A 19,549-nucleotide genomic window follows, 5' to 3' on the forward strand; every position below is an offset into this window, starting at 1 on the left:
CTTTGTAAGGGTTTGAGGTACTTTTACAAAACTTAATCTAGTTAAGTTTATTTCCACCAACCTACTTATTATAAAGTATTAATATTCATCCTAATATAATAATTAAAAAGCACAAAGCAGGTGTCATTATCATGCAGGCTATTTTTTGGAGTGTAGAAGAAGTTGCCCACAGAGCTAAACAATTTTACGAAAATGGCATTCGCCAACAAGTTGAGTATGGTGATAACATTGGCAAAATGATTGTGATTGATTCTGAAACAGGCGAATATGAAATTGATAAAACTGGCGTAGAAATAGCCTTAAGATTAAAGCAGAATAAACCAAACGCCAGGTTATTTACGATGCGGATTGGTTATGATGTTGCTGTCAGCTTTGGTGGCGCGATTGAGCGTACTGTAAAATGATTTACGGCAGATTGAACGTCAGTCACCTCATCAAGATACAACGACACCCGCTCCAACTCTTTTACCAATCCCTACTCCCAATCAACCCTCACTCATCAGCTTGATTTTTCGTTGCGGATTCGATAGCCACTGTAATCCCAGCAAGATACCATTTAAAGCAAATGCCAGAATCGCCACGGTAATTGCCCCCGCCCAAATCTTATCGTAGCGACTCTGAGACACCCCATCAAAGAGGAGTACCCCCAATCCTCCCGCCCCAAACTTAGCACCAATTGTGGAGATCGCGATCGCGACAATGGTTGCCAAACGGATTCCGGCAATACCAATGGGTAAAATTAGGGGAACTTGTACCCACCACCAACGTTGCCAAGCATTCATCCCCATCCCGCGTGCGGCTTCTAAAATTTTCGGATCAATCGATTGTAAGGCGACTAAAAAATTTCGTACCAGAATCACCTGGGTATAGAGAATCATCGCTACCACGACTGATTGGCGATTTAACCCCAAAAGTGGCACAAGCAGAACAATTAGCGCCAGACTGGGTATGGTGTAGAGGATGCCCAGAATACCCACGACTGGGATACTCAGCCAACGGTAGCGAGTGATCAGCACCGATAACGGCAGTGCGATCGCGATAGCAATCAGTACGGCTAAACTCGTCATCTGGAGATGTTCGAGCAGTAATTGAATAATATCTGTAGGATTCTTAATAATATAATTCATAACGTCGTCGGACAAAATTAATCAGTATGTGCCGATTACTAGGCTACTTAGGTTCCCCTCTCCAACTCGATCAGCTTTTGTATAAACCGGAACGTTCCCTGGTTGTTCAGAGTTACTTACCCCAGGAGATGACATCGGGGGTTGTCAATGCGGATGGATTGGGCATTGGCTGGTATCACTCAACCCAGGATGTTGATCCATTTACTTACAAAAATACGCTACCCATCTGGAATGATAGTAATCTACCGGAATTGAGCCGTTATGTGGACTCTGACTGTGTACTCGCCTATGTACGGAGTGCGACACCGGGTCAAGCGTTGGATATGGGAAACTGTCAACCCTTTCGCCGCGATCGCACCTTATTCATTCACAATGGTTTTATCGAACGATTCCGCCAAACGCTCTATCGACCGATTCGCGATCGCCTGAGTGATGAAATTTACCAGTCAATCTACGGTACGACTGATTCTGAGCATATTTTTGCCCTCCTTGTCAATGAACTCCAAACGGTTCCCGATTCTTCCTTAGAGAAAGCTTTATCCCAAACCTTGATCCAGTTGACACAACTAGCCGAATCCTACCACGTCAACTTTTCTGCCAATGTGATTATCAGTGATGGGCATAGCCTCGTTGCTAGTCGCTACGCATCGGGTAGTAGTGCGCCCACCCTATACTGGTTACGGGATGATCCTAATTACCCTAACGCTGTCCTCATTGCCTCTGAACCCTTATTTGCGGGGAATTGGCACAGTTGCCCAACCAATAGCCTGCTGGTGGTTAAAGAGGATTTGGAAGTTCGCATCAATCAATTCTAAAGAACGGATAATGTCATGGAACTTGACCTATTCCAGAGGCTGCTGATGCACCGCAATCTCAATGCCGTTGCAGTTTGTGTTATTCTAATAAATACCTACCATCTCATTTTTCTCAACCCAGCGCTCTCTCACGCTCGGGTTTTCTTAGATGTCTAACTAAGTCGAATAGGCATAGCTTGAGTTCTATAGCTTAGCTCTTAAGATTAGTTTGAGATAAGTCCAGGGTATTTTTTTCAGGCTTCACTATCTTTTAACAGTATTGCGGAATCCCGTTATCTGGCAGGATTGCTGCATTCTAGATACCTGCACTTATCGCCTCATACCCTAGGTTTATTCATTCATACCCTGCCGAAGACAACTCCTGATTAGCCACGCCAATCGGGAAATTGGCCCTGAAGACAGGCAGCGATTTCATCGTTCCAGTCATCTTCTATTTGGGTAATCCACGCCTCAAACTTATCCTCAGTTTTTGAGTTGAACATTTTGTACCGTAGTTTTAACGACAATTTATCTCCGTGCTGAGATTGGTTATGAGAGAGTTGGTAATAAGTCATTATTAATCTTCCGATAATTATTAATTAACTACAAGTCACGGATTTTCTAAACTTCTTTTAACAAATATATTGAATTGTAAAGAAAAGATCTAGGCATTGAATAACACAACCCAGGTGATGATTGGCAAGAAGATGGGTGATACTGTATGGTCTGGATAAGTAATTTCAATGCAACGTCAGCGTGACTAGATAGAATCCCTTTGGTGAGCGAGGTCACAAATTTTACTTCTGCCTCTCTACCCAATCCATCGGAAACTTTTTTGATCAACTGGATCTACTGAAATGTAAAATCGTTAGATCAGTGGGATGAAATCCTAGAAAGCAGTTAACGGCGGTTAACGGAGTTTTGAACCAAATGGAACAACATCAGAAATCAACGGTTGTAATTACGGGTGCCTCGTCAGGGGTGGGTTTGTATGCTGCCAAAGCCCTGGCGCAACGGGGAAACTGGCATGTCGTGATGGCTTGTCGGAATTTAGAGAAAGCCCAAAACGCTGCCCAAGAGGTGGGGATGCCGGAGGACAGCTACACGATTATGCATATCGACTTGGGTAGCTTAGAGAGTGTGCGCCAGTTTGTAACTAAATTCAGGGAAAGCGGCAAATCCTTAGATGCCTTGGTGTGCAACGCTGCCATTTATATGCCCTTACTCAAGGAACCTCTGCGATCGCCAGAAGGGTATGAATTAAGTGTTGCCACAAATCACCTGGGACATTTCCTCTTGTCTCATCTGATGCTGGAGGATTTGAAGCATTCCTCGGCTGAGTCTCCCCGGCTGGTCATTTTGGGAACGGTGACTCATAATCCCGATGAATTGGGTGGAAAGATTCCACCGCGTCCAGACTTAGGTGAACTCAAGGGGTTTGAAGTGGGATTCAAAGAGCCTCACTCGATGATTGATGGCAAAAAGTTTGAACCGGTCAAAGCTTACAAAGATAGCAAAGTCTGTAACGTCCTGACCATGCGAGAACTGCATCGACGTTATCACGAGTCAACCGGTATCGTCTTCAGTTCACTGTATCCAGGATGTGTGGCTGATACACCCCTGTTCCGCAATCACTATCCTTTGTTTCAGAAAATCTTTCCCTTGTTCCAGAAACACATCACGGGTGGGTATGTGTCGCAGGAGTTGGCAGGTGAACGGGTTGCTGCTGTCGTTGCCGATCCTGAATATAGCCAATCCGGTGTCTATTGGAGTTGGGGGAACCGACAGAAGAAAGAGGGTAAATCCTTTGTGCAGAAGGTTTCTCCCCAAGCCCGCGATGATCAAAAAGGGGAACGGATGTGGGAGTTAAGCGCCAAGTTAGTGGGAGTTGCTTGATGGGAGATTAAGCTGTCACCCATTTAAATTGGGAATGGGTTGCGAGCAAGATGCTCACCCTAGAAGGATTTCACCATTATTGAGATTAAGGTTTAAATCCCAAACAGCTTAGGTGTTACCGTTTGTCCCAAGTACTCCCTATCATGAGTCGGGGTGATTCATAAATTGCCCCGACTATAATTCGGGGTTGCTGAATAAGTCTTGTGGTGGGGATCGGGAATAGGGAATAGGCAATGGGCAATGGTTTCAACGGGCATAAAATATTAAGAAATATTAACAAGTGTCAACTCCTGACTGTTCTCTATTCCCCGTTTTCTGTTCCTTTGTCCATGTCCTGACGACTTAATCGAAGAAATAATACAGTGTATTACGAAAGCGTTGACAATTATTGTATTCTTTTCTACTATAGTTAATATTCCTTCTAAAGAAGGTGACTTAGATGTATTACAGTAAGGGAATTTACTCTCACAGCCAGAAGAAAATTCCATTGCTGTGGACGATTGATGTTGACGGTATTTAGATAGGGCGCATTTACCCAACAAGCCGTTAGGTTGTTCAAGCTTTGTGTTTTTAATCTCAACAAAGTTTTGTAGAACGGCAAAACCTGTTTGAGTGGAGCAATTCGTTGAAAAGAGATGGCTCTACGTGAACAGTTACTGGTAAGTGAAACTTTAGTGATAGCAGATGGATGTTAGGGTGCATTTTCAGATTCAAGTGACGTGTTTGATAAGGGTCTTTATTTAATCAACGCCACTGATAGATAAGAATGCGCGATCGCTTTTAATTCTCTTTCAACAAGAGAGGGCGATCGCCTTTTTTTGGGTTAAACTTCTAAGATTGGAGGTTGAGTTGGACTCACTTGTCGAATAACCCGACAGGGGTTTCCCGCTGCGATAACATTGGCGGGAATACTTTTGGTCACAACACTACCCGCACCAATAGTTGTGTGATCGCCAATGGTGACACCTGGACAAATAATTGCACCGCCACCAATCCAGACATTATTGCCAATTTTAATCGGTGCAGCCAGTTCGCGTCCAGTTAATCTTTGGGCGGGATCAGTGGGATGATAGGCGGTATAGATCTGCACATAGGGTCCACATAACAGGTTATCGCCTAAGTGAACTGTATTACAGTCGAGAATTACACAGCCATAGTTCATATAGAGATTATCGCCAACATAGATATTACTGCCATAATCACAGTAAAAGGGAGGACTAATTTGAGGATTAGATCCCAGCTTGCCAAATAAGTTTTGTAAAAGGTGCGATCGCGTTTCTACTTCGTCTTCAGTTGTGGCATTGTACAAGCGGGTGAGATGACAGGCTTGATTGTGTAATGCTTTTAATTCAGGGTCAGATGCTAGATATAGCTCTCCCGCTAACATCTTCTGTTTTTCGCTCATCAGAAACCTGTCTTTCCGTGTCTCCATAACACCATTTATTGTAAGCTACCTGTAGGGGCACGGCAATGCCGTACCCCTACCATAAATGGCGTTTGTGCTTAACAGTTTTCTTCTACTCTATGAGTCGTTTTAAAATCTGAATCACCCGATGCAGTTGGTTTTCACGGCGAGTTGAAATGGTAAATTTATCAGATAAATCATATTCTCTTTGCTGAGGGTCTAGTTTGACAAAAAGGTAATCTTCTCCGGTGGTAATTAAACCATAAGCGGGATTCTCGGTTGTCGGGTTAGACATCATGTAGGCGAGGGTTTGGGGTAAAGCTTGCATCACACTAAAACCATAGCGTTTGGTTTCTAAAAGGATGAGCCACAATCGCTCCTGCATGACTAAAATATCAATGAGTCCCTCTAGGATTTGGTCTTTGTCTTCGATTTCAATTTTGATGTATTTTTCCCCTTTGATGAGATAGGGGGGATCGTACAAGCCTAATAGTTCTAGAATGGGAGCAATTATAATCAGGTTTACGGTACTTTCGGTAATCACACCTTCAGCTTGGTAATAACGATAGCGGGTTCGTAGGCGATCGCACGTTTCAATTTCCCCTAGGCTGAGTTCGGGTAAGGGTTCTAGCCATTCTGGGAAGAAGGTGGGGTTGGTTGTCGGCTGCAATTGAAAGGTATGATGCGCCTGGTTTAAGTTTGTAATCGCTTTGGTAACACCAATAACCTGGGGCATGGCATAGATTTGAGCATAAATGGGCGTCGTCTTCTTTAATTCTAAGCGGGGATGGTAATCTTGGAGTTTCCACTGTAAGCCGAATTCAGAATACAGTATACTGGCTAGGGTTGAGGATGAGAGTTTAAAGATTTGATACGAACCCCTTGTCAAAATCCCCTAAGCATTGGCTAGATTAGGATATCTTTTTCCTATTTGTATCACCCAAATTTTGTCCACTACAGAACAATGGGATAGCTGGTGAGTAACTTCAATGATTTAATCGAAATCTCTGGGTGTGACAACTCATCCCGCCGAGGAGATGTAATTTTTGTCCACGGGTTGGGGGGTACGGCGCGGGGAACTTGGCATCCCCAGGGAAAGCAGGATGATGATAACTTTTGGTGCGCCTGGTTGGGGGAAGATTTACCCGATGTGGGAATTTGGTCACTGGGGTATGAGGTGGAACCCTTTCGCTGGAAAGGGAATTCCATGCCATTAGCAGATCGCGCCACGAATAGTTTAGATCTGCTGGATAGTTATGAGATAGGCGATCGCCCGATTATTTTTATCACTCACAGCATGGGGGGATTGCTGGTTAAGCAGATGCTGCGGAGTGCTAGGGATTTTGGTAGGTGGAGTGCGATCGCACAAAAGACAAGGGGGATTGTATTCCTGTCTACGCCTCATTCCGGTTCAGATATGGCGAGTTGGATTAAGCATATCGGTGGGATTCTGCAAACCACTGTCTCTGTTGAGGAGTTGGAGGCGCATCACTCGCGGTTACGGGAACTGAATCTTTTATATCGCAATGATGACCAGTTTAGCCAAATCCCGATGTTAGTGTACTGCGAAACGCGACCAACCAAAGGGATTTTAGTCGTCAATCAAACCAGTGCAGATCCGGGGATTAAGGGTGTGATTCCTGTCCCGATGGATTTTGACCATATTTCTATCTGTAAGGTGGCGGATAAGAAGAGTCAGATTTACCGCCAGGTGAAGCGATTTATCGATAAGAATTTAGCGGCGCCGTTACCACCAATTACCCAGAAGGAAAAACAAGGAGACGCAATTCCGATTGAGATACAGTCTCAAGAATCGCCACCTTGACTGAAGTCGCCCGAATCGGAACGGGTAAAGTTAAATCCGCCTGGTAAGAATGAACCCAAATCGTCCCTAACTCGACAAGAGTATCGCAATCGTCAGGCTTTACTTACAAAAGTCAACAATTTTTGGGTCAAAGGCGTTCTAGAAAAATCACTCTACAATCAGGTGATGATTGAGTTGGGGTTGGAGGAACGCCCCGATGCAATTACTAATCCTTGGAATCTGATTATAGAGACGGATGACTCACCTCAACCCCTCCCCGATGGAACTAAAATCATCGATATCTTTGACCAAATCGGCATAGGTCGAACGCTACTAATTTTAGGGGAACCTGGGTCAGGAAAAACCACAACGTTACTGGAACTCACCCGCGATTTAATTGCCCGTGCGGAACAAGACATTAATTGGCTGATTCCTGTTGTATTTAACCTCTCCTCTTGGGCGAATAAACGGCAGAAAATCGAGGATTGGTTAGTGGAGGAACTGAATAGTAAGTATTCTGTACCTAAGAAAATAGGTCAAGCCTGGATAACACAACAGCAACTCTTACCATTGCTGGATGGTTTAGACGAAGTAAAGGCGGAGTATCGAGACCACTGTATTGCAAGCGTTGAACCAATTTAAGCAAGATCATGGTGTCGAGTTGGTGGTATGCAGTCGGATTAAAGACTATGAAGCTTTATCTAACCGTCTGAATTTTCAAAGTGCTGTTTATATAAGATTGCTGAATTTAGAACAAATCTATAATTATTTGAATAGTGTCGGTGCTGATTTGACAGGGTTGAGGACATTAATTGTAGAGGATACGGTACTACAAGAGTTAGCCCAATCCCCTTTGATGCTTAATATTATGACGTTGGCTTACCAGGGAGTAGCCGTTGAAAATTTGCCGAAAACTGAGGTTTTGGAAGAAAGGCGTAGGCAGCTTTTTGATGATTACATTGAGAATATGTTTAAGCGTCGGAAGACTAATCAACGGTATAAAAGCGTGCAAGTAAAGCGCTGGCTGATTTGGTTAGCTACCCGGATAGTACAGAAGTCGCAAACGGTATTTTTCATTGAAAAAATGCAGCCATATTTGCTAATAAATAGAAAGTCAGAACAAATTTACAAACTGATTTACAGACTGATTTTTGGACTGGTTTTTATGTTGGTTGGAAGGCTGGTTTTCATGTCGATTGTCGGGCTGGTCTTCATATTGATTGTTGGGCTGATTGTCGGGCTGATGAAAAGGAAGAATCCTGAAGAAATCAAAACAGTTGAGATAGTTCGATTTAATTGGAACAAATTTAAGAATAATCTGATTGGATCACTGATTGGATCACTGATTGTAAGGCGGGTGAACAAGGAGGTGAACAAGGAGGTGAACAAGCTGATTGAATTGATGGGGCCAGAGGAAGTGTTAAACACTTTAATTGGTAGTATATTTTGGTGGCTTGCAAGAACAATTATCTGGCTGATTGGAGCGCTGATTGAAGCGCTGATTGAAGGGCTAACTAGAGGGTTTGAGAATTCAGAAATTGAAACAAAAACAAGTCCTAATGAAGGAATTTGGAAATCAGTTCGTAATGCTATAAGGTTCGGGTTGATTGTTGGGCTAATTTTCAGGCTGATATCTGGAGGCAACGCTTGCATCAAACACTTCTCCCTCCGCCTCATCCTTTACTGCAACAACTACATCCCTTGGAACTACGCCCATTTCCTCGACTACGCCACTGATCGCATCTTCCTGCAAAAAGTTGGTGGCGGCTACATTTTCATCCATCGAATGCTGATGGAACACTTTGCCCAGATGGAACTTGAACGCTAAACCCCCACCGAATAAAGCTTACAAACCAATACCCAACATCGCCCTAACTGCCATTCCTCCCCCGATGCTCTAACGTTAATACTCCCACTGGCGCATCTACGACTAACCGCATCATTCCCAGCCACTGTAACCCCAGCAAAACATCAGGAATTTCTTCGCCCACATGAACAGGAATTCTGTACTCAACCCCATCACGACTCACCGTTCCCTGATACAAATCAAACACATCCTGTCCTTGTGCTATCCGCATGGCTTGATTTCGTTCAATCACCAGCCACCCCAATCCATCAATATCTTGACTATTAACGGCTAACAAACCTGTCGTAAATCCCGTTCCAACAACGCATCAACTTGAAACGCTTCACCCTCGGCTGTAATCAAATCAATCTCAAAAAAAAGCTCACCAATATCGCCAAATCTGCCATAAATCATATCATGCCGCAGGCTCCCGTCTGATTAATCCGGAATGTCATCAACCAGCCAGTCGGATACTTTTGACGCACCTTTTCCACCGCCTTATCTTCATCGGGATCAATAAAATAGTCCCCACTATTTGGCTCAATTAGTATAAACCAGTTATAGTGATCCCCGATTAACTCATCCCGAACTCGTTCAAAAACCGAGAAACAGCATTGATACCGTGCATTTCGTTCCGCTTTACGTCTTGCCAGTTCTTGCGGCGGTATTGTATGTTGAGGAAATATTCGACCCCGACGTAAGGGGCGCTGGGTTTGCTGCTGGGTCATATTATGTTAAGTAGGTGGGGAAAATTAAAGTTAATGGTAGAGATCGTCATTTGTCATTCGTCATTCGTCATTTGTAAGGGTTTGAGGCTTGTTAATATAACTTGATCCAGTTGAGTTTATTTCCACCAACCTACTTATGTCCGGTTGAATACTCAATTAGAAGTCACAATATCAGCTAACGCAGGTTTGACATTGGCATAGTCATAGTTAAAACCACTGCTAGTTGTTCGCTTAGGTAACACCTTTTGACCCTCTAGCACCACCGTAGCCCCTTCTCCTAATAACGCTTCTAGAGCAATGCTGGGAACGGGTAACCAGGAGGGACGATTCATGACATCTCCCAAAGTCTGACAAAATTCCGACATCCGCACAGGATTGGGTGCTGTAGCATTGAAAACTCCTTCCATTTCATTACGGGTGAGTGCATTGATAATCAAGTTCACCAAATCCTCTCGGTGAATCCACGAGAACCACTGACGCCCACTACCAATTGGACCCCCAGCAAATAGTTGAAATGGAGGTAACATTTTTGCCAGTGCGCCACCATCTCCTAAAACAATGCCAAACCGGAGGATAACTAACCGCACTCCAGCCTCTTTCACCTTTTGCGCTTCCGCTTCCCAAGCCTGACAGACTTGGGCGAGGAAATCATCTCCGGGGGGACTGGTTTCGTCAAACGTTGCTGTTTCGCTAGTCCCGTAATAGCCAACAGCCGACGCATTTACTAACACGCTGGGTTTGGGTTGAGCTTGGTTGATTGCTTCAACAATTCGCCTTGTTCCCAGTTGGCGACTATCGAGAATTGCTTTTTTCCGTTCCGGTGTCCAACGATTCTCACCGATGGGTTCTCCTGCCAAATTTACCACTCCATCACACCCTGCGATCGCGTCTTGCCAAGATCCCGATTCGGTGGGAGTATAGCCGATAATCTCTAAGTCAGGAAACAGCCGAGTCGCTTTGGCTCGGTTTCGGGTTAAAATCATCGGTTGATGCTCTAACTCAAGCAGACGCTTGACTAAGCGAGAACCAATAAATCCGGTTGCTCCAGTAATAGCGATTTTCACGATTAACCTACTCTGCTCCCTGTGCTTGTTTTGTGTCACCGTAAGCCATACCATTGGCTTCGGCATAGCGGTGCATAAAGCGCATAAAACGATCCCAGTGATCTTGGCGTTCGACTTCAAATTCGCAGTCTACCCGCCTTAAATCATCGCCTTCTGGACCACCGAATATAAATTTAACCGATGATGGTTCCACACTAATCTGCCCTTCTTCATCAATTAAAAGCAAGGCATTGGCGAATCGTTTAGTATAACTCTGGAATTTTTCTATCGCTTTTAAGGAATCGAAACTCATTAATACTGAACGCACGCCCGAACTTCGATTGCGCCGTAAGCTAACATTGCTCAGTTCTTCAGGAAGTCCTTCAAAAAATTGAATCGATGGCGTTTGGGAAGTCATTTTTAAATGGGGAATACTATATTTTTAAGTATACTCCAACAGATCCCTATTATAAAGACGAGTCAGCGTGACTTTTTCTTAGCATCAATGACTAAGGATTCTAGAAAAGAAGGGGGTCGGAGAAAATTGTCCCCCTTCTTTTGTTTTTAGAAGTAATTTGATGATTCGTAGGGGCGCAAGGCTTGCGCCCTTGCTTAGCGCAGGATTAAACCCTCGTATCGGAAAGGACAAATGACAAATGACAAATGACAAATGACAAATGACAAATGACAAATGACTAAACCGCTTGCGGTTGCACTTGCGGCTGGAATTGGAACAGTGAGTACACCACATTGCGACGAATGTCAATCATCATTTCCAAGAAGGTTTCATAGCCTTCTTGCTTATACTCAATCAGTGGGTCTTTCTGCCCATAACCGCGTAACCCGACTGACTCACGCAACGCATCCATTGATTGCAAATGCTCCCGCCACAAGGTATCAATCTGCTGCAAGATGAAGAACCGTTCTGCTTGTCGCATCAATCCCGGTTGAATTTGATCGATTTGGGCTTCTTTAATGTCGTAAGCTTTGCGGACTTCTTCATGCAAGAAGGTTTTAATCTCCGTGACTGTCATATCATCCAGATGCTCTGGCTGGAGATCTTGCAACAAATACACAAACTCTTGTACCTTGGATACCAAACTGCCTAAATCCCATTCTTCCGGCGGCAAATCCGGGTTGACGTAGGCGTCTACAATATCATCCATCGTCTTCTCCGCATATTGGATGACTTGTTCTTTCAAGTCTAATCCTTCTAACACCCGACGACGTTCGGCATAAATTGCCCGCCGCTGATTATTCATCACCTCGTCATATTCAAACACCTGTTTCCGGGTGTCATAGTAGAAGGTTTCCACTTTTTTCTGCGCCCCTTCTAAGGAACGAGTCAGCATTCCGGATTCGATCGGCATATCTTCCTCAACTCGGAAAGCATTCATCATCCCCGCCACGCGATCGCCCCCAAAAATCCGCAGCAAGTTATCCTCTAAGCTGAGGAAAAACTTCGTCGAACCCGGGTCACCTTGGCGTCCCGCCCGTCCCCGGAGTTGGTTATCAATCCGGCGAGATTCGTGGCGTTCGGTACCAATCACATGCAATCCGCCGATCGGCTCGGTTTTGATTACCTCATCCTGTTCTTTATGAGTAAAGGCTTCATATTCCTTTCGCACCGCCCGACAAACCTCCCGCAGCTTTTGAATCACTGGGTCATCCGTCGGGGCATTTTCCGCCGCGATCGCTATTTTTTCTTCGGCTTCTAATTCCGGTAGACTGCGTTCCCCATACTGCTGCACCGCAAACTTCACCGCCTCAATCAGCTTTTGCTCGGTTTCCGGAGACAACTGAGTCGGGTAAATCTGGGGACTTACCTTCCAAGTTTTCACCTTTTTCCCTGGTGCAAACCCTTGGGCTTGGGAGCGTTTCCCACCCCCTCCTGCCATAGCCGCAAAGGAATCTTCTTCTTCGGGGATGACAATCTGCGGCATGAAATATTCCCGCACTTTCAGCCGCGACATGTAATCTGCATTACCCCCTAAGATAATATCGGTACCACGTCCTGCCATGTTCGTCGCGATCGTCACCGCCCCTTTGCGCCCCGCTTGGGCAACAATTTCTGATTCCCGTTCCACGTTCTCCGGTCGGGCATTGAGCAGATTATGGGGAACGTCCAATTGGCTTAACAAACGCGAAAGCACTTCTGATTTTTCCACACTGGTCGTACCCACCAATACTGGGCGTCCTTGCTCATGCATGTCCGCACATTCTCGTGCCACCGCTTTCCATTTGGCTTCCTCAGTTTTATACACTACATCCGACATATCCCGCCGTCCGGGGGGCTTATTGGTGGGGATAATCGTGACTTGTAGGTTATAGATTTTTTCAAATTCGGCTTCTTCTGTTTTGGCTGTTCCGGTCATCCCGGCTAGCTTGGGATAGAGCAAAAAGAAATTTTGATAGGTAATTGTCGCTAGGGTTTGGGTTTCTTTTTGAATCTCGACGCCTTCTTTTGCCTCAATCGCCTGGTGCAGTCCATCACTCCAACGCCGTCCCTGTAAGACCCGTCCGGTAAACTCATCGACGATGACCACTTCATCGTTACGCACGATATAGTTTACGTCATTGGTAAACAGTTCCTTTGCCTTAATCGCGTTGAAGATATAGTGCGCCCAAGGATTTTCCGGGTCATACAAATCCCCAACCTCTAGGAGTTTCTCCGCCTCGATAAAGCCTTCATCGGTGAGGATGACATTACGCGCTTTTTCATCAACCTCATAATGCTCCTCCGGCTGAAGCATTTTAGCGATTTGAGCCGCTTTCATATAGTTCTGGGTAGGGCGTTCCACCTGTCCAGAAATAATCAGGGGGGTGCGGGCTTCGTCAATGAGTACGGAGTCTACTTCGTCAATGATGCAGTAATTGAAGGGACGCTGCACCACCTCATTCATTGAGGTTGCCATATTATCCCGCAAGTAGTCGAAGCCCAACTCGCTGTTTGTGGCATAGGTAATATCACAGCCGTAGTTGCGCTGTCGTTCCGCAGGACCCATCCCTGACTGAATCAGTCCCACCGTTAATCCCAGGAAACGGTGTACCTGTCCCATCCATTCCGCGTCCCGGCGTGCCAGGTAGTCGTTGACGGTAACAATATGTACCCCTTTGCCACTTAAAGCGTTGAGATAAGCTGGGAGGGTGGATACAAGGGTTTTCCCCTCACCCGTTTTCATCTCCGCGATTTCTCCCCGGTGCAGCACAACACCACCTAATAGCTGCACATCAAAATGGCGCATTCCCAGAACCCGCCATGCAGCTTCCCGCACGACGGCAAAGGCTTCGGGTAGGAGATCCTCTAACAGTTCTTCTTGCTCACGATCGGTTGTCGCTTTTTCAAGCTGCTGCTTGAATTCTACGGTTTTCCCTTGGAGTTGCTCATCGGAGAGCGATCGGATATCTTCTTCCAGAACGTTGATATCGGCAACGAACGGTTGGTATCTTTTAAGTTTGCGGGTGTTTGGATCGCCAAGTAAGTTTTTTAACATAGCAGGAGAGGGATACGTCTAATCGCGCTTTGTCTAGGGTTAAGGTTAGACACTCAAGACTAAGGGCATGAATAGGGGAGTCAGCGTTCACAGGCAATCTTGCACGAGTCCCAGTGGCTAACGGCTAACCCATGATAAACCACCGCTTAGGGCGGCATTTTTATGATCATCCTACCATTTTTGCTCAGATTGAGGGGGTACGGGGATCTCGAACAATGCTGGTGGATACTCTTGGCGCGTGGGCAAGATGCTAATCCTATAATAAGATGGTAAGCTGTTCGGCATTTAAATTGGGATACCTCAAACCCTGAAAGGCAACAGGCAACAGGCAACAGGCAACGGGCAACGGGCAACAGGAAATACACAATTTAAATGCGTTTTACTTATTTTGGTAAAAATGGAATGTACCTCCTATTATCGCCCCAATAAGCTATTGACTTTACTTAAGAAATATCACGGATAAGGCTTCAGAATATTTTTGACCGTATGTCGTTCTTTTAATGATATAAGATATAAATATTTTTTGAAAATATGTAATCAATACAGAAAGTATTAACCACACCAAAAAACGTTCAATTGCTTGTGATTTAAGGTTAAGTATTTTGAAAATAGCTCCTCCATGATAAATTAATAAAATATGCCACAAATAGATCCATAGTGACGAAGAACTAATAAAAAGTATAATTTTTTTAATCTGATCTATCTGATTGTTATGAAAATTTAATTTATTCCATAGATTCAAGCAAAAGTCAACGAATAAATACATTAAAGTTGACATAAATATACCATAAGTCACATAGTAAAGTCTCGGCGGGAACTTGGCAATATAGGTTGAAACAAAATATCCGGCGTCACTATAATAATTTAATCCTAAAATAATATACACAATACCAGCGAAAATAGAAATTAATAAGATTGAACTATTTTTCATTCTTGCCATTATCATCCCCAGTCCGAATAAACAGCTATAAGGAATTAAATAAAAACAAATTTGCTGCCAAAATATAAAGAGGAATAATCTGCCGTAAATAAAATCAAGAATAGGATTAGAAATGCCCGTATTTTCTACATTTAACCTGAGGATAAAACTAGCCAATACTTCATAAGCGCCATAAATAATTCCCAAAGACATCAAGAAAAATAGCCGACTTGACAAAGCCTGTTTTAACTTTAAGAAAAGTGGAGAAACCATGGCAACTAAGACAAAGACACGAAGAATCCAAACATATCCAATGCTGATATAATTCAACAAACAAAAGCTTCCTATTATTTCTTTCAAACTAAAAGGAAATACCTGGTTTTTATCTTGAGCTAAAGTGACTAGATATGTAAAAACAAAAAGTACTATAAGAAAAAACCATACGGGGATAATTAATCTAGGAATTCTTTTTCTCAGGTAAGTGATGAATGAATATTGTTTATCACCAGAAGAATGATAAAAAACACTTCCTGAGATGATAACCATGAGTGGGACATCAAAGTTTCGTAATTCTTCTATGACCATTTCGATCGAATTTTGACTATTTCCATAAATGGCATGGGCAGCAAAAATTCCGAAAATGCCAATAATTTTAAGAATATCAAATCGGATATCTCTACTATGGTTCGGTTTAACTTGCATAAAACTAATGCTTTTTGATTGTTCTTGAGAGTTGTACCTACTTTTTTTAAAAAAAACTATATGGTTTTAGGCTTCTCTCCACAATTTCAAATTCTAAATTGTGGCTTTCCCTAAAATCATGGGTAAAGTGGTCAACCTCATTTGTGTCACTCAGTTCTAAATTGTAGAAATCGACAACATCATGTTCAAAATAAGGACCAGCGTGCCAAGTCCCTAGTTCTAACTTGATGAAACAGTTTCCCGGAATCCGAAAAACTTTAATTTCATCAATGGCGGGTTGTTCACGTTCACAAGCAGGTGCAACCGCCATCCACCAGTCTTTCCCTTCTAGAGAACCCAAACATTGGGTACATTGCTGATGGCGCGTGATTGTGTGAAATTTGCGACCTCTGTGATACAAGCGCATGATGTAAAAGCGGGGAGTACCGTCGTGCAGAACTAATTGGGCATCTGTTGCATCATAGGGTTTATCATCGGCTGTCGGCGTGATTAATTGACCGAAAGGTTGAAAGCGTTCGGCGCTAATTTCTTCTACTGAAAGCTGTTTCACTGAAATGGTGCGATTCATGACAGATATCAATTGCAACACAAAGCTTACTGCTATTTTGTCCCAAACAAGCGATCGCCTGCATCCCCAAGTCCGGGCAAAATATAACCATGCTCGTCTAAGCTTTCATCAATCGCGGCGGTATACAAAGGGACTTCCGGATGATGATCATGGAAATTCGCGATTCCCTCCGGTGCAGCTAGCAAGCACAAAAATTTAATGGACAACGGGATAAAATCCTTCACCCGATCCACGGCTGCTACGGCTGTATTCCCTGTAGCCACCATGGGATCAACAACCAAGATGTCTCGGTGTTCAATATCATGAGGCAGTTTGCAATAATATTCAATCGGAATCCGAGTCGTTGGATCGCGATACAAGCCAATATGCCCCAAGCGGGCGGAAGGGATCAATTCTAAGATACCATCAACCAGCCCTTGCCCTGCCCGCATAATCGAAACAATCACCATTTTCTTATCTGAAGCCAGCATGGGAGCGTGCATGGGAGCCAGAGGTGTTTTAATCGGTGCGTATTTAAGCGGTAAGTCCCGCGTTACCTCGTAAGCTAGCAAGCCGCCAACTTCTTTCATCAGTTGACGAAATTTAGCTGTACTGGTGTCAGCCTGACGCATAAGGGTTAGCTTGTGCTGTACGAATGGGTGATCGATTACTGTAACTTGAGGGATCATTTGTTAATAGTAGACAGATTTTTATCTGTATAAAAGTTAATCTTCCTGAGAGTATACCACTCCTGTTGCCAAATCACAGCAAAGAAAGGAATATAAGATAAAATGTATTTGCAAAATGGATTTAATTCATTTTTGCAATATCCAAAATAAAAACAATATAACAGTGAGACTATTAGCCTATTTTACACTAGCAAAGTCAATGGGTAACGTCATAGTTGGTGGGCAATGGACTAAAACTCTTATCCAGTCGTCTAAAGACGACTGGATCTTGGGAGACGCATCTTATGGTAGAGACGTTGCATGCAACGTCTCTACAACTTCACTATTGCAAGAAAGCCTATTGCCTATTCCCTGGCGCGTAGCGCTATACTTTTGATGCAGAAGAGGGAGAAGGGATATCCGTTAACACTCGCTTCACCATGCTGATAAATTCCTCCAAGACATAAGGTTTGGTTACATACAGATTCGCTCCTAGACGTATCCCGCGTTCAATATCCCTGGGTTCGGATTTTGCTGTCAAAAAAATAAACGGGGTTTGGCGACCAAATCGGCGCAGTTGTGATAACACAGTATACCCATCAAATCCGGGCAGATTAATGTCGCAAATAATTAATTCTGGGTTCAGACATAAGCTAAAGTTGACGCCACTTGACCCGTTATCTGTGGAAATTACATCATAGCCATTGGACGGGTTATATCCTTCCATTGCTAAAATTTCGGATAAATTATCACGCAGGCTTATGTCATCTTCAATGATTAGAATTCTTTGCATTGTTTCGCCTATTCCCATACTGGCGTTTTAGTTGGATTGAATCATGTTGTTCTTCTTTATTATTCCCTAACAGTTGAGGGGTTTCATCCGTGAATTCTCTAGATTTTTCAAGTTTTCGGGAAAACTAGACGTTGCTTATCGTTGGGGAACCCTCTCCTAGAATTTACAGAGATCTATCCTTATAAAGATTTGCAAACAAAACTTGACTCAAGCGAGTTGATCAGTGAAACTACAGACAAGAGCGTAATACACTGTAAACAAGCGTATTACGTTAGTTGTGGTTAACTCCAAACAAAGGCTGATTAATCCATAATTAGCCGGAAGCTGGGATGGAACAGCACGTCTTGCCCAGAAATACTGTCTCCATCCAGGCAACCCGCGAGATTGGTTGATTGAGCCTATTGATGAAGGATAACCTCTGCTATACCGTTTGCACCTCCTCAATCATTTCTAGTGTGTCTCCCTTTTGGTGTCCGGTATGGTAAGCAGCAAGGAGAATTTGGCTGGTTTTTCCGCAGGCGATCGCACCCCTAGCGTCAATAGCGATCGCACCTAAATCCCGCCGATTCTCCTTTGCTTCTTTTATGGAACGTTCCATAGCATCGGCTAAGGATAAACCGTCGGTGACACGCACCACCACCCGTGCGGCGAAGCATTCATCAATAATATCTTCCCCAATTCCGGTACAGCTTACCCCCGCGTTTAAGTTGGCGTAATTCCCCGCAGGCATTGCCGAATCGCTGACTCGACCAATGCGTTCAAATCCTTTCCCTCCGGTGGATGTACCCGCCGCCAAGCCGCCCTGACTATCTAATGCCACAACTCCAATTGTGCCACGTCCGGCTTCCGAAGAAAGGAGTTCGGGTTCGCTGACGACATCCGCCATCGTCCGTTCAAAGTTGTCCTGTCTATCCTGTAACCATTCCTGTAAACGCTTCTCAGTCAAGGGGTTGTAAATCGGTGCATTCACTTCCCGCACCAATTCCGCCGCCCCAAAATCCGAGAGAATGCGATCGGGACAATCTTGCAAAATCTTCGCCAAATTGATGGGATTTTTAATCCGTGAGACATTAATCACACCGCTAAAGCGTTGAGGTTTACCATCCATCAGTGACGCACTCATGCGAATCTGTCCATCGGATTGTAATACCGAACCCGTTCCGGCATTATAGCGGGGTTCATCTTCGAGGAGTTGACAGCCTCGAATCACCGCTTCACGGGCGTTTGCACCCGATGATAACAGGGCATAGACCTCATCAAGTATTTGATAAAGCGAATCGCGCACCGCTTGGGTGGCGTCTTTGGTTTTCAGGGCGCTTCCGGCACCACCATGAATAATTAATTTGGGTTGCATTGAATTCACGAACTCCTTGATAGTCAACTGGCTTGGGATTTGCGTCGGCGGCAGCGTTCCGAGCAGAACTTTACATTATCCCAGCATTTCGCCCATTTTTTGCGCCAAGTGAAAGGACGTTCGCAGACGGGGCAGATTTTGGTCGGTAGATCTGACTTAGAGCGTACTCGTGCCATGTTACGTTCAGGAGCAGTTAACTCCTCAATCGTAACTCCTTGTAACCTGTAATCCTGTAAACCAGTAGGGTGGGTTAGGCAGAACTTTATTCGGGCAAATACTATTTAATTGACTAAGCTGTTCGGCATTTAAATAGGGTATAATTAAAATAGGAAATCCGAAAAACGAAAAAAATATGCCAGCCAAAAATTATTTGAAACCCGCTCAAAAAGAAAAATTACAAGTTGCTCTAAAAACCGAGAAAAATGCAGA

Annotated in this window: 21 protein-coding genes; 6 read left to right on the forward strand and 15 right to left on the reverse strand. The window is 44.1% G+C overall.

Annotation, left to right across the window (positions count from 1 at the left end; all coding sequences use genetic code 11):
* Nucleotides 1-131: 131 nt before the first annotated feature.
* Nucleotides 132-404, forward strand: coding sequence for a hypothetical protein (locus RIG66_RS11730; protein ID WP_446378193.1), 273 nt, complete (start codon nt 132-134; stop codon nt 402-404).
* Between the two features lie 81 nt (nt 405-485).
* On the opposite strand, the gene RIG66_RS11735 is transcribed toward RIG66_RS11730, so the two are convergent.
* Nucleotides 486-1,127: an ABC transporter permease gene (locus tag RIG66_RS11735; RefSeq protein ID WP_446378195.1), complete on the reverse strand. Its 642-nt coding sequence runs from the start codon at nt 1,125-1,127 to the stop codon at nt 486-488.
* Between the two features lie 26 nt (nt 1,128-1,153).
* Between RIG66_RS11735 and egtC the strand changes: the two genes are divergently transcribed.
* Nucleotides 1,154-1,942, forward strand: a complete 789-nt coding sequence (egtC, locus tag RIG66_RS11740) for an ergothioneine biosynthesis protein EgtC (RefSeq protein ID WP_446378197.1) — start codon at nt 1,154-1,156, stop codon at nt 1,940-1,942.
* A gap of 909 nt (nt 1,943-2,851) precedes the next feature.
* Entirely contained in the window at nt 2,852-3,817 is a 966-nt protein-coding gene (locus RIG66_RS11745) for a protochlorophyllide reductase (RefSeq protein WP_446378199.1), read from the forward strand.
* Between the two features lie 823 nt (nt 3,818-4,640).
* On the opposite strand, the gene RIG66_RS11750 is transcribed toward RIG66_RS11745, so the two are convergent.
* Together RIG66_RS11750 and RIG66_RS11755 are read right to left on the reverse strand one after the other, a co-directional pair.
* Nucleotides 4,641-5,222 (reverse strand): sugar O-acetyltransferase, encoded by a 582-nt coding sequence (locus RIG66_RS11750; protein ID WP_446378201.1) that lies wholly within the window; start codon nt 5,220-5,222, stop codon nt 4,641-4,643.
* Between the two features lie 112 nt (nt 5,223-5,334).
* A complete protein-coding gene (locus RIG66_RS11755) occupies nt 5,335-6,111 on the reverse strand; it encodes a type I restriction endonuclease subunit R (protein ID WP_446378203.1) in 777 nt (258 codons plus the stop codon).
* Between the two features lie 87 nt (nt 6,112-6,198).
* Here RIG66_RS11755 and RIG66_RS11760 point away from each other — a divergent pair, with 87 nt between their 5' ends.
* The 3 genes from RIG66_RS11760 (at nt 6,199) to RIG66_RS11770 (ending at nt 8,854) form a co-directional block, all read left to right on the forward strand.
* Nucleotides 6,199-7,047, forward strand: coding sequence for an esterase/lipase family protein (locus RIG66_RS11760; RefSeq protein WP_446378204.1), 849 nt, complete (start codon nt 6,199-6,201; stop codon nt 7,045-7,047).
* A gap of 165 nt (nt 7,048-7,212) precedes the next feature.
* The gene (locus RIG66_RS11765) at nt 7,213-7,668 is read left to right on the forward strand and encodes an NACHT domain-containing protein (protein ID WP_446378206.1); all 456 of its coding nucleotides are present in this window, start codon (nt 7,213-7,215) and stop codon (nt 7,666-7,668) included.
* On the forward strand, nt 7,655-8,854 hold the full coding sequence (locus RIG66_RS11770) for a hypothetical protein (protein ID WP_446378208.1): 1,200 nt from the start codon (nt 7,655-7,657) through the stop codon (nt 8,852-8,854). The genes RIG66_RS11765 and RIG66_RS11770 overlap by 14 nt, the downstream gene beginning before the upstream one ends.
* Nucleotides 8,855-8,897: 43 nt before the next feature.
* Here RIG66_RS11770 and RIG66_RS11775 read toward each other — a convergent pair whose 3' ends face one another.
* The 12 genes from RIG66_RS11775 to RIG66_RS11830 form a co-directional block, all read right to left on the reverse strand.
* On the reverse strand, nt 8,898-9,170 hold the full coding sequence (locus RIG66_RS11775) for an aspartyl protease (protein WP_446378210.1): 273 nt from the start codon (nt 9,168-9,170) through the stop codon (nt 8,898-8,900).
* Entirely contained in the window at nt 9,164-9,286 is a 123-nt protein-coding gene (locus tag RIG66_RS11780; RefSeq protein ID WP_446378212.1) for a hypothetical protein, read from the reverse strand. The genes RIG66_RS11775 and RIG66_RS11780 overlap by 7 nt, the downstream gene beginning before the upstream one ends.
* Entirely contained in the window at nt 9,283-9,600 is a 318-nt protein-coding gene (locus RIG66_RS11785; protein ID WP_446378214.1) for a hypothetical protein, read from the reverse strand. The genes RIG66_RS11780 and RIG66_RS11785 overlap by 4 nt, the downstream gene beginning before the upstream one ends.
* Before the next feature lie 152 nt (nt 9,601-9,752).
* Nucleotides 9,753-10,664: a thylakoid membrane protein ThyD gene (gene thyD, locus RIG66_RS11790; RefSeq protein WP_446378216.1), complete on the reverse strand. Its 912-nt coding sequence runs from the start codon at nt 10,662-10,664 to the stop codon at nt 9,753-9,755.
* 7 nt (nt 10,665-10,671) lie between these two features.
* Entirely contained in the window at nt 10,672-11,061 is a 390-nt protein-coding gene (gene psb28 / locus RIG66_RS11795; protein WP_446378218.1) for a photosystem II reaction center protein Psb28, read from the reverse strand.
* 277 nt (nt 11,062-11,338) lie between these two features.
* Entirely contained in the window at nt 11,339-14,137 is a 2,799-nt protein-coding gene (gene secA, locus RIG66_RS11800; protein WP_446378220.1) for a preprotein translocase subunit SecA, read from the reverse strand.
* Between the two features lie 439 nt (nt 14,138-14,576).
* The gene (locus RIG66_RS11805) at nt 14,577-15,758 is read right to left on the reverse strand and encodes an acyltransferase family protein (protein ID WP_446378222.1); all 1,182 of its coding nucleotides are present in this window, start codon (nt 15,756-15,758) and stop codon (nt 14,577-14,579) included.
* Nucleotides 15,759-15,804: 46 nt separating this feature from the next.
* The gene (locus tag RIG66_RS11810) at nt 15,805-16,326 is read right to left on the reverse strand and encodes an ureidoglycolate lyase (RefSeq protein ID WP_446378224.1); all 522 of its coding nucleotides are present in this window, start codon (nt 16,324-16,326) and stop codon (nt 15,805-15,807) included.
* A gap of 32 nt (nt 16,327-16,358) precedes the next feature.
* The gene (gene upp, locus RIG66_RS11815) at nt 16,359-16,994 is read right to left on the reverse strand and encodes a uracil phosphoribosyltransferase (protein ID WP_446341941.1); all 636 of its coding nucleotides are present in this window, start codon (nt 16,992-16,994) and stop codon (nt 16,359-16,361) included.
* Between the two features lie 364 nt (nt 16,995-17,358).
* Entirely contained in the window at nt 17,359-17,766 is a 408-nt protein-coding gene (locus RIG66_RS11820) for a response regulator transcription factor (RefSeq protein ID WP_446378226.1), read from the reverse strand.
* A 421-nt stretch (nt 17,767-18,187) separates the two neighbouring features.
* Nucleotides 18,188-19,120 (reverse strand): isoaspartyl peptidase/L-asparaginase, encoded by a 933-nt coding sequence (locus RIG66_RS11825; protein ID WP_446378228.1) that lies wholly within the window; start codon nt 19,118-19,120, stop codon nt 18,188-18,190.
* 23 nt (nt 19,121-19,143) lie between these two features.
* Nucleotides 19,144-19,296, reverse strand: coding sequence for a DUF2256 domain-containing protein (locus RIG66_RS11830; RefSeq protein ID WP_446337469.1), 153 nt, complete (start codon nt 19,294-19,296; stop codon nt 19,144-19,146).
* Between the last annotated feature and the right edge of the window lie 253 nt (nt 19,297-19,549).

Source organism: Coleofasciculus sp. E2-BRE-01 (assembly GCF_040221695.1).
Lineage (GTDB): Bacteria > Cyanobacteriota > Cyanobacteriia > Cyanobacteriales > Coleofasciculaceae > Coleofasciculus.

Bases quoted from the DNA above. Each gene is read 5' to 3' on its own strand.
- egtC (WP_446378197.1), top strand. From the start codon at position 1,154: ATGTGCCGATTACTAGGCTACTTAGGTTCCCCTCTCCAACTCGATCAG.
- RIG66_RS11785 (WP_446378214.1), bottom strand. From the start codon at position 9,600: ATGACCCAGCAGCAAACCCAGCGCCCCTTACGTCGGGGTCGAATATTT.
- RIG66_RS11830 (WP_446337469.1), bottom strand. From the start codon at position 19,296: ATGGCACGAGTACGCTCTAAGTCAGATCTACCGACCAAAATCTGCCCC.
- secA (WP_446378220.1), bottom strand. From the start codon at position 14,137: ATGTTAAAAAACTTACTTGGCGATCCAAACACCCGCAAACTTAAAAGA.
- RIG66_RS11745 (WP_446378199.1), top strand. From the start codon at position 2,852: ATGGAACAACATCAGAAATCAACGGTTGTAATTACGGGTGCCTCGTCA.
- RIG66_RS11730 (WP_446378193.1), top strand. From the start codon at position 132: ATGCAGGCTATTTTTTGGAGTGTAGAAGAAGTTGCCCACAGAGCTAAA.
- RIG66_RS11765 (WP_446378206.1), top strand. From the start codon at position 7,213: ATGATTGAGTTGGGGTTGGAGGAACGCCCCGATGCAATTACTAATCCT.
- upp (WP_446341941.1), bottom strand. From the start codon at position 16,994: ATGATCCCTCAAGTTACAGTAATCGATCACCCATTCGTACAGCACAAG.
- RIG66_RS11750 (WP_446378201.1), bottom strand. From the start codon at position 5,222: ATGAGCGAAAAACAGAAGATGTTAGCGGGAGAGCTATATCTAGCATCT.
- RIG66_RS11735 (WP_446378195.1), bottom strand. From the start codon at position 1,127: ATGAATTATATTATTAAGAATCCTACAGATATTATTCAATTACTGCTC.
- RIG66_RS11805 (WP_446378222.1), bottom strand. From the start codon at position 15,758: ATGCAAGTTAAACCGAACCATAGTAGAGATATCCGATTTGATATTCTT.
- RIG66_RS11825 (WP_446378228.1), bottom strand. From the start codon at position 19,120: ATGCAACCCAAATTAATTATTCATGGTGGTGCCGGAAGCGCCCTGAAA.
- RIG66_RS11780 (WP_446378212.1), bottom strand. From the start codon at position 9,286: ATGATTTATGGCAGATTTGGCGATATTGGTGAGCTTTTTTTTGAGATT.
- RIG66_RS11820 (WP_446378226.1), bottom strand. From the start codon at position 17,766: ATGCAAAGAATTCTAATCATTGAAGATGACATAAGCCTGCGTGATAAT.
- RIG66_RS11810 (WP_446378224.1), bottom strand. From the start codon at position 16,326: ATGAATCGCACCATTTCAGTGAAACAGCTTTCAGTAGAAGAAATTAGC.
- psb28 (WP_446378218.1), bottom strand. From the start codon at position 11,061: ATGACTTCCCAAACGCCATCGATTCAATTTTTTGAAGGACTTCCTGAA.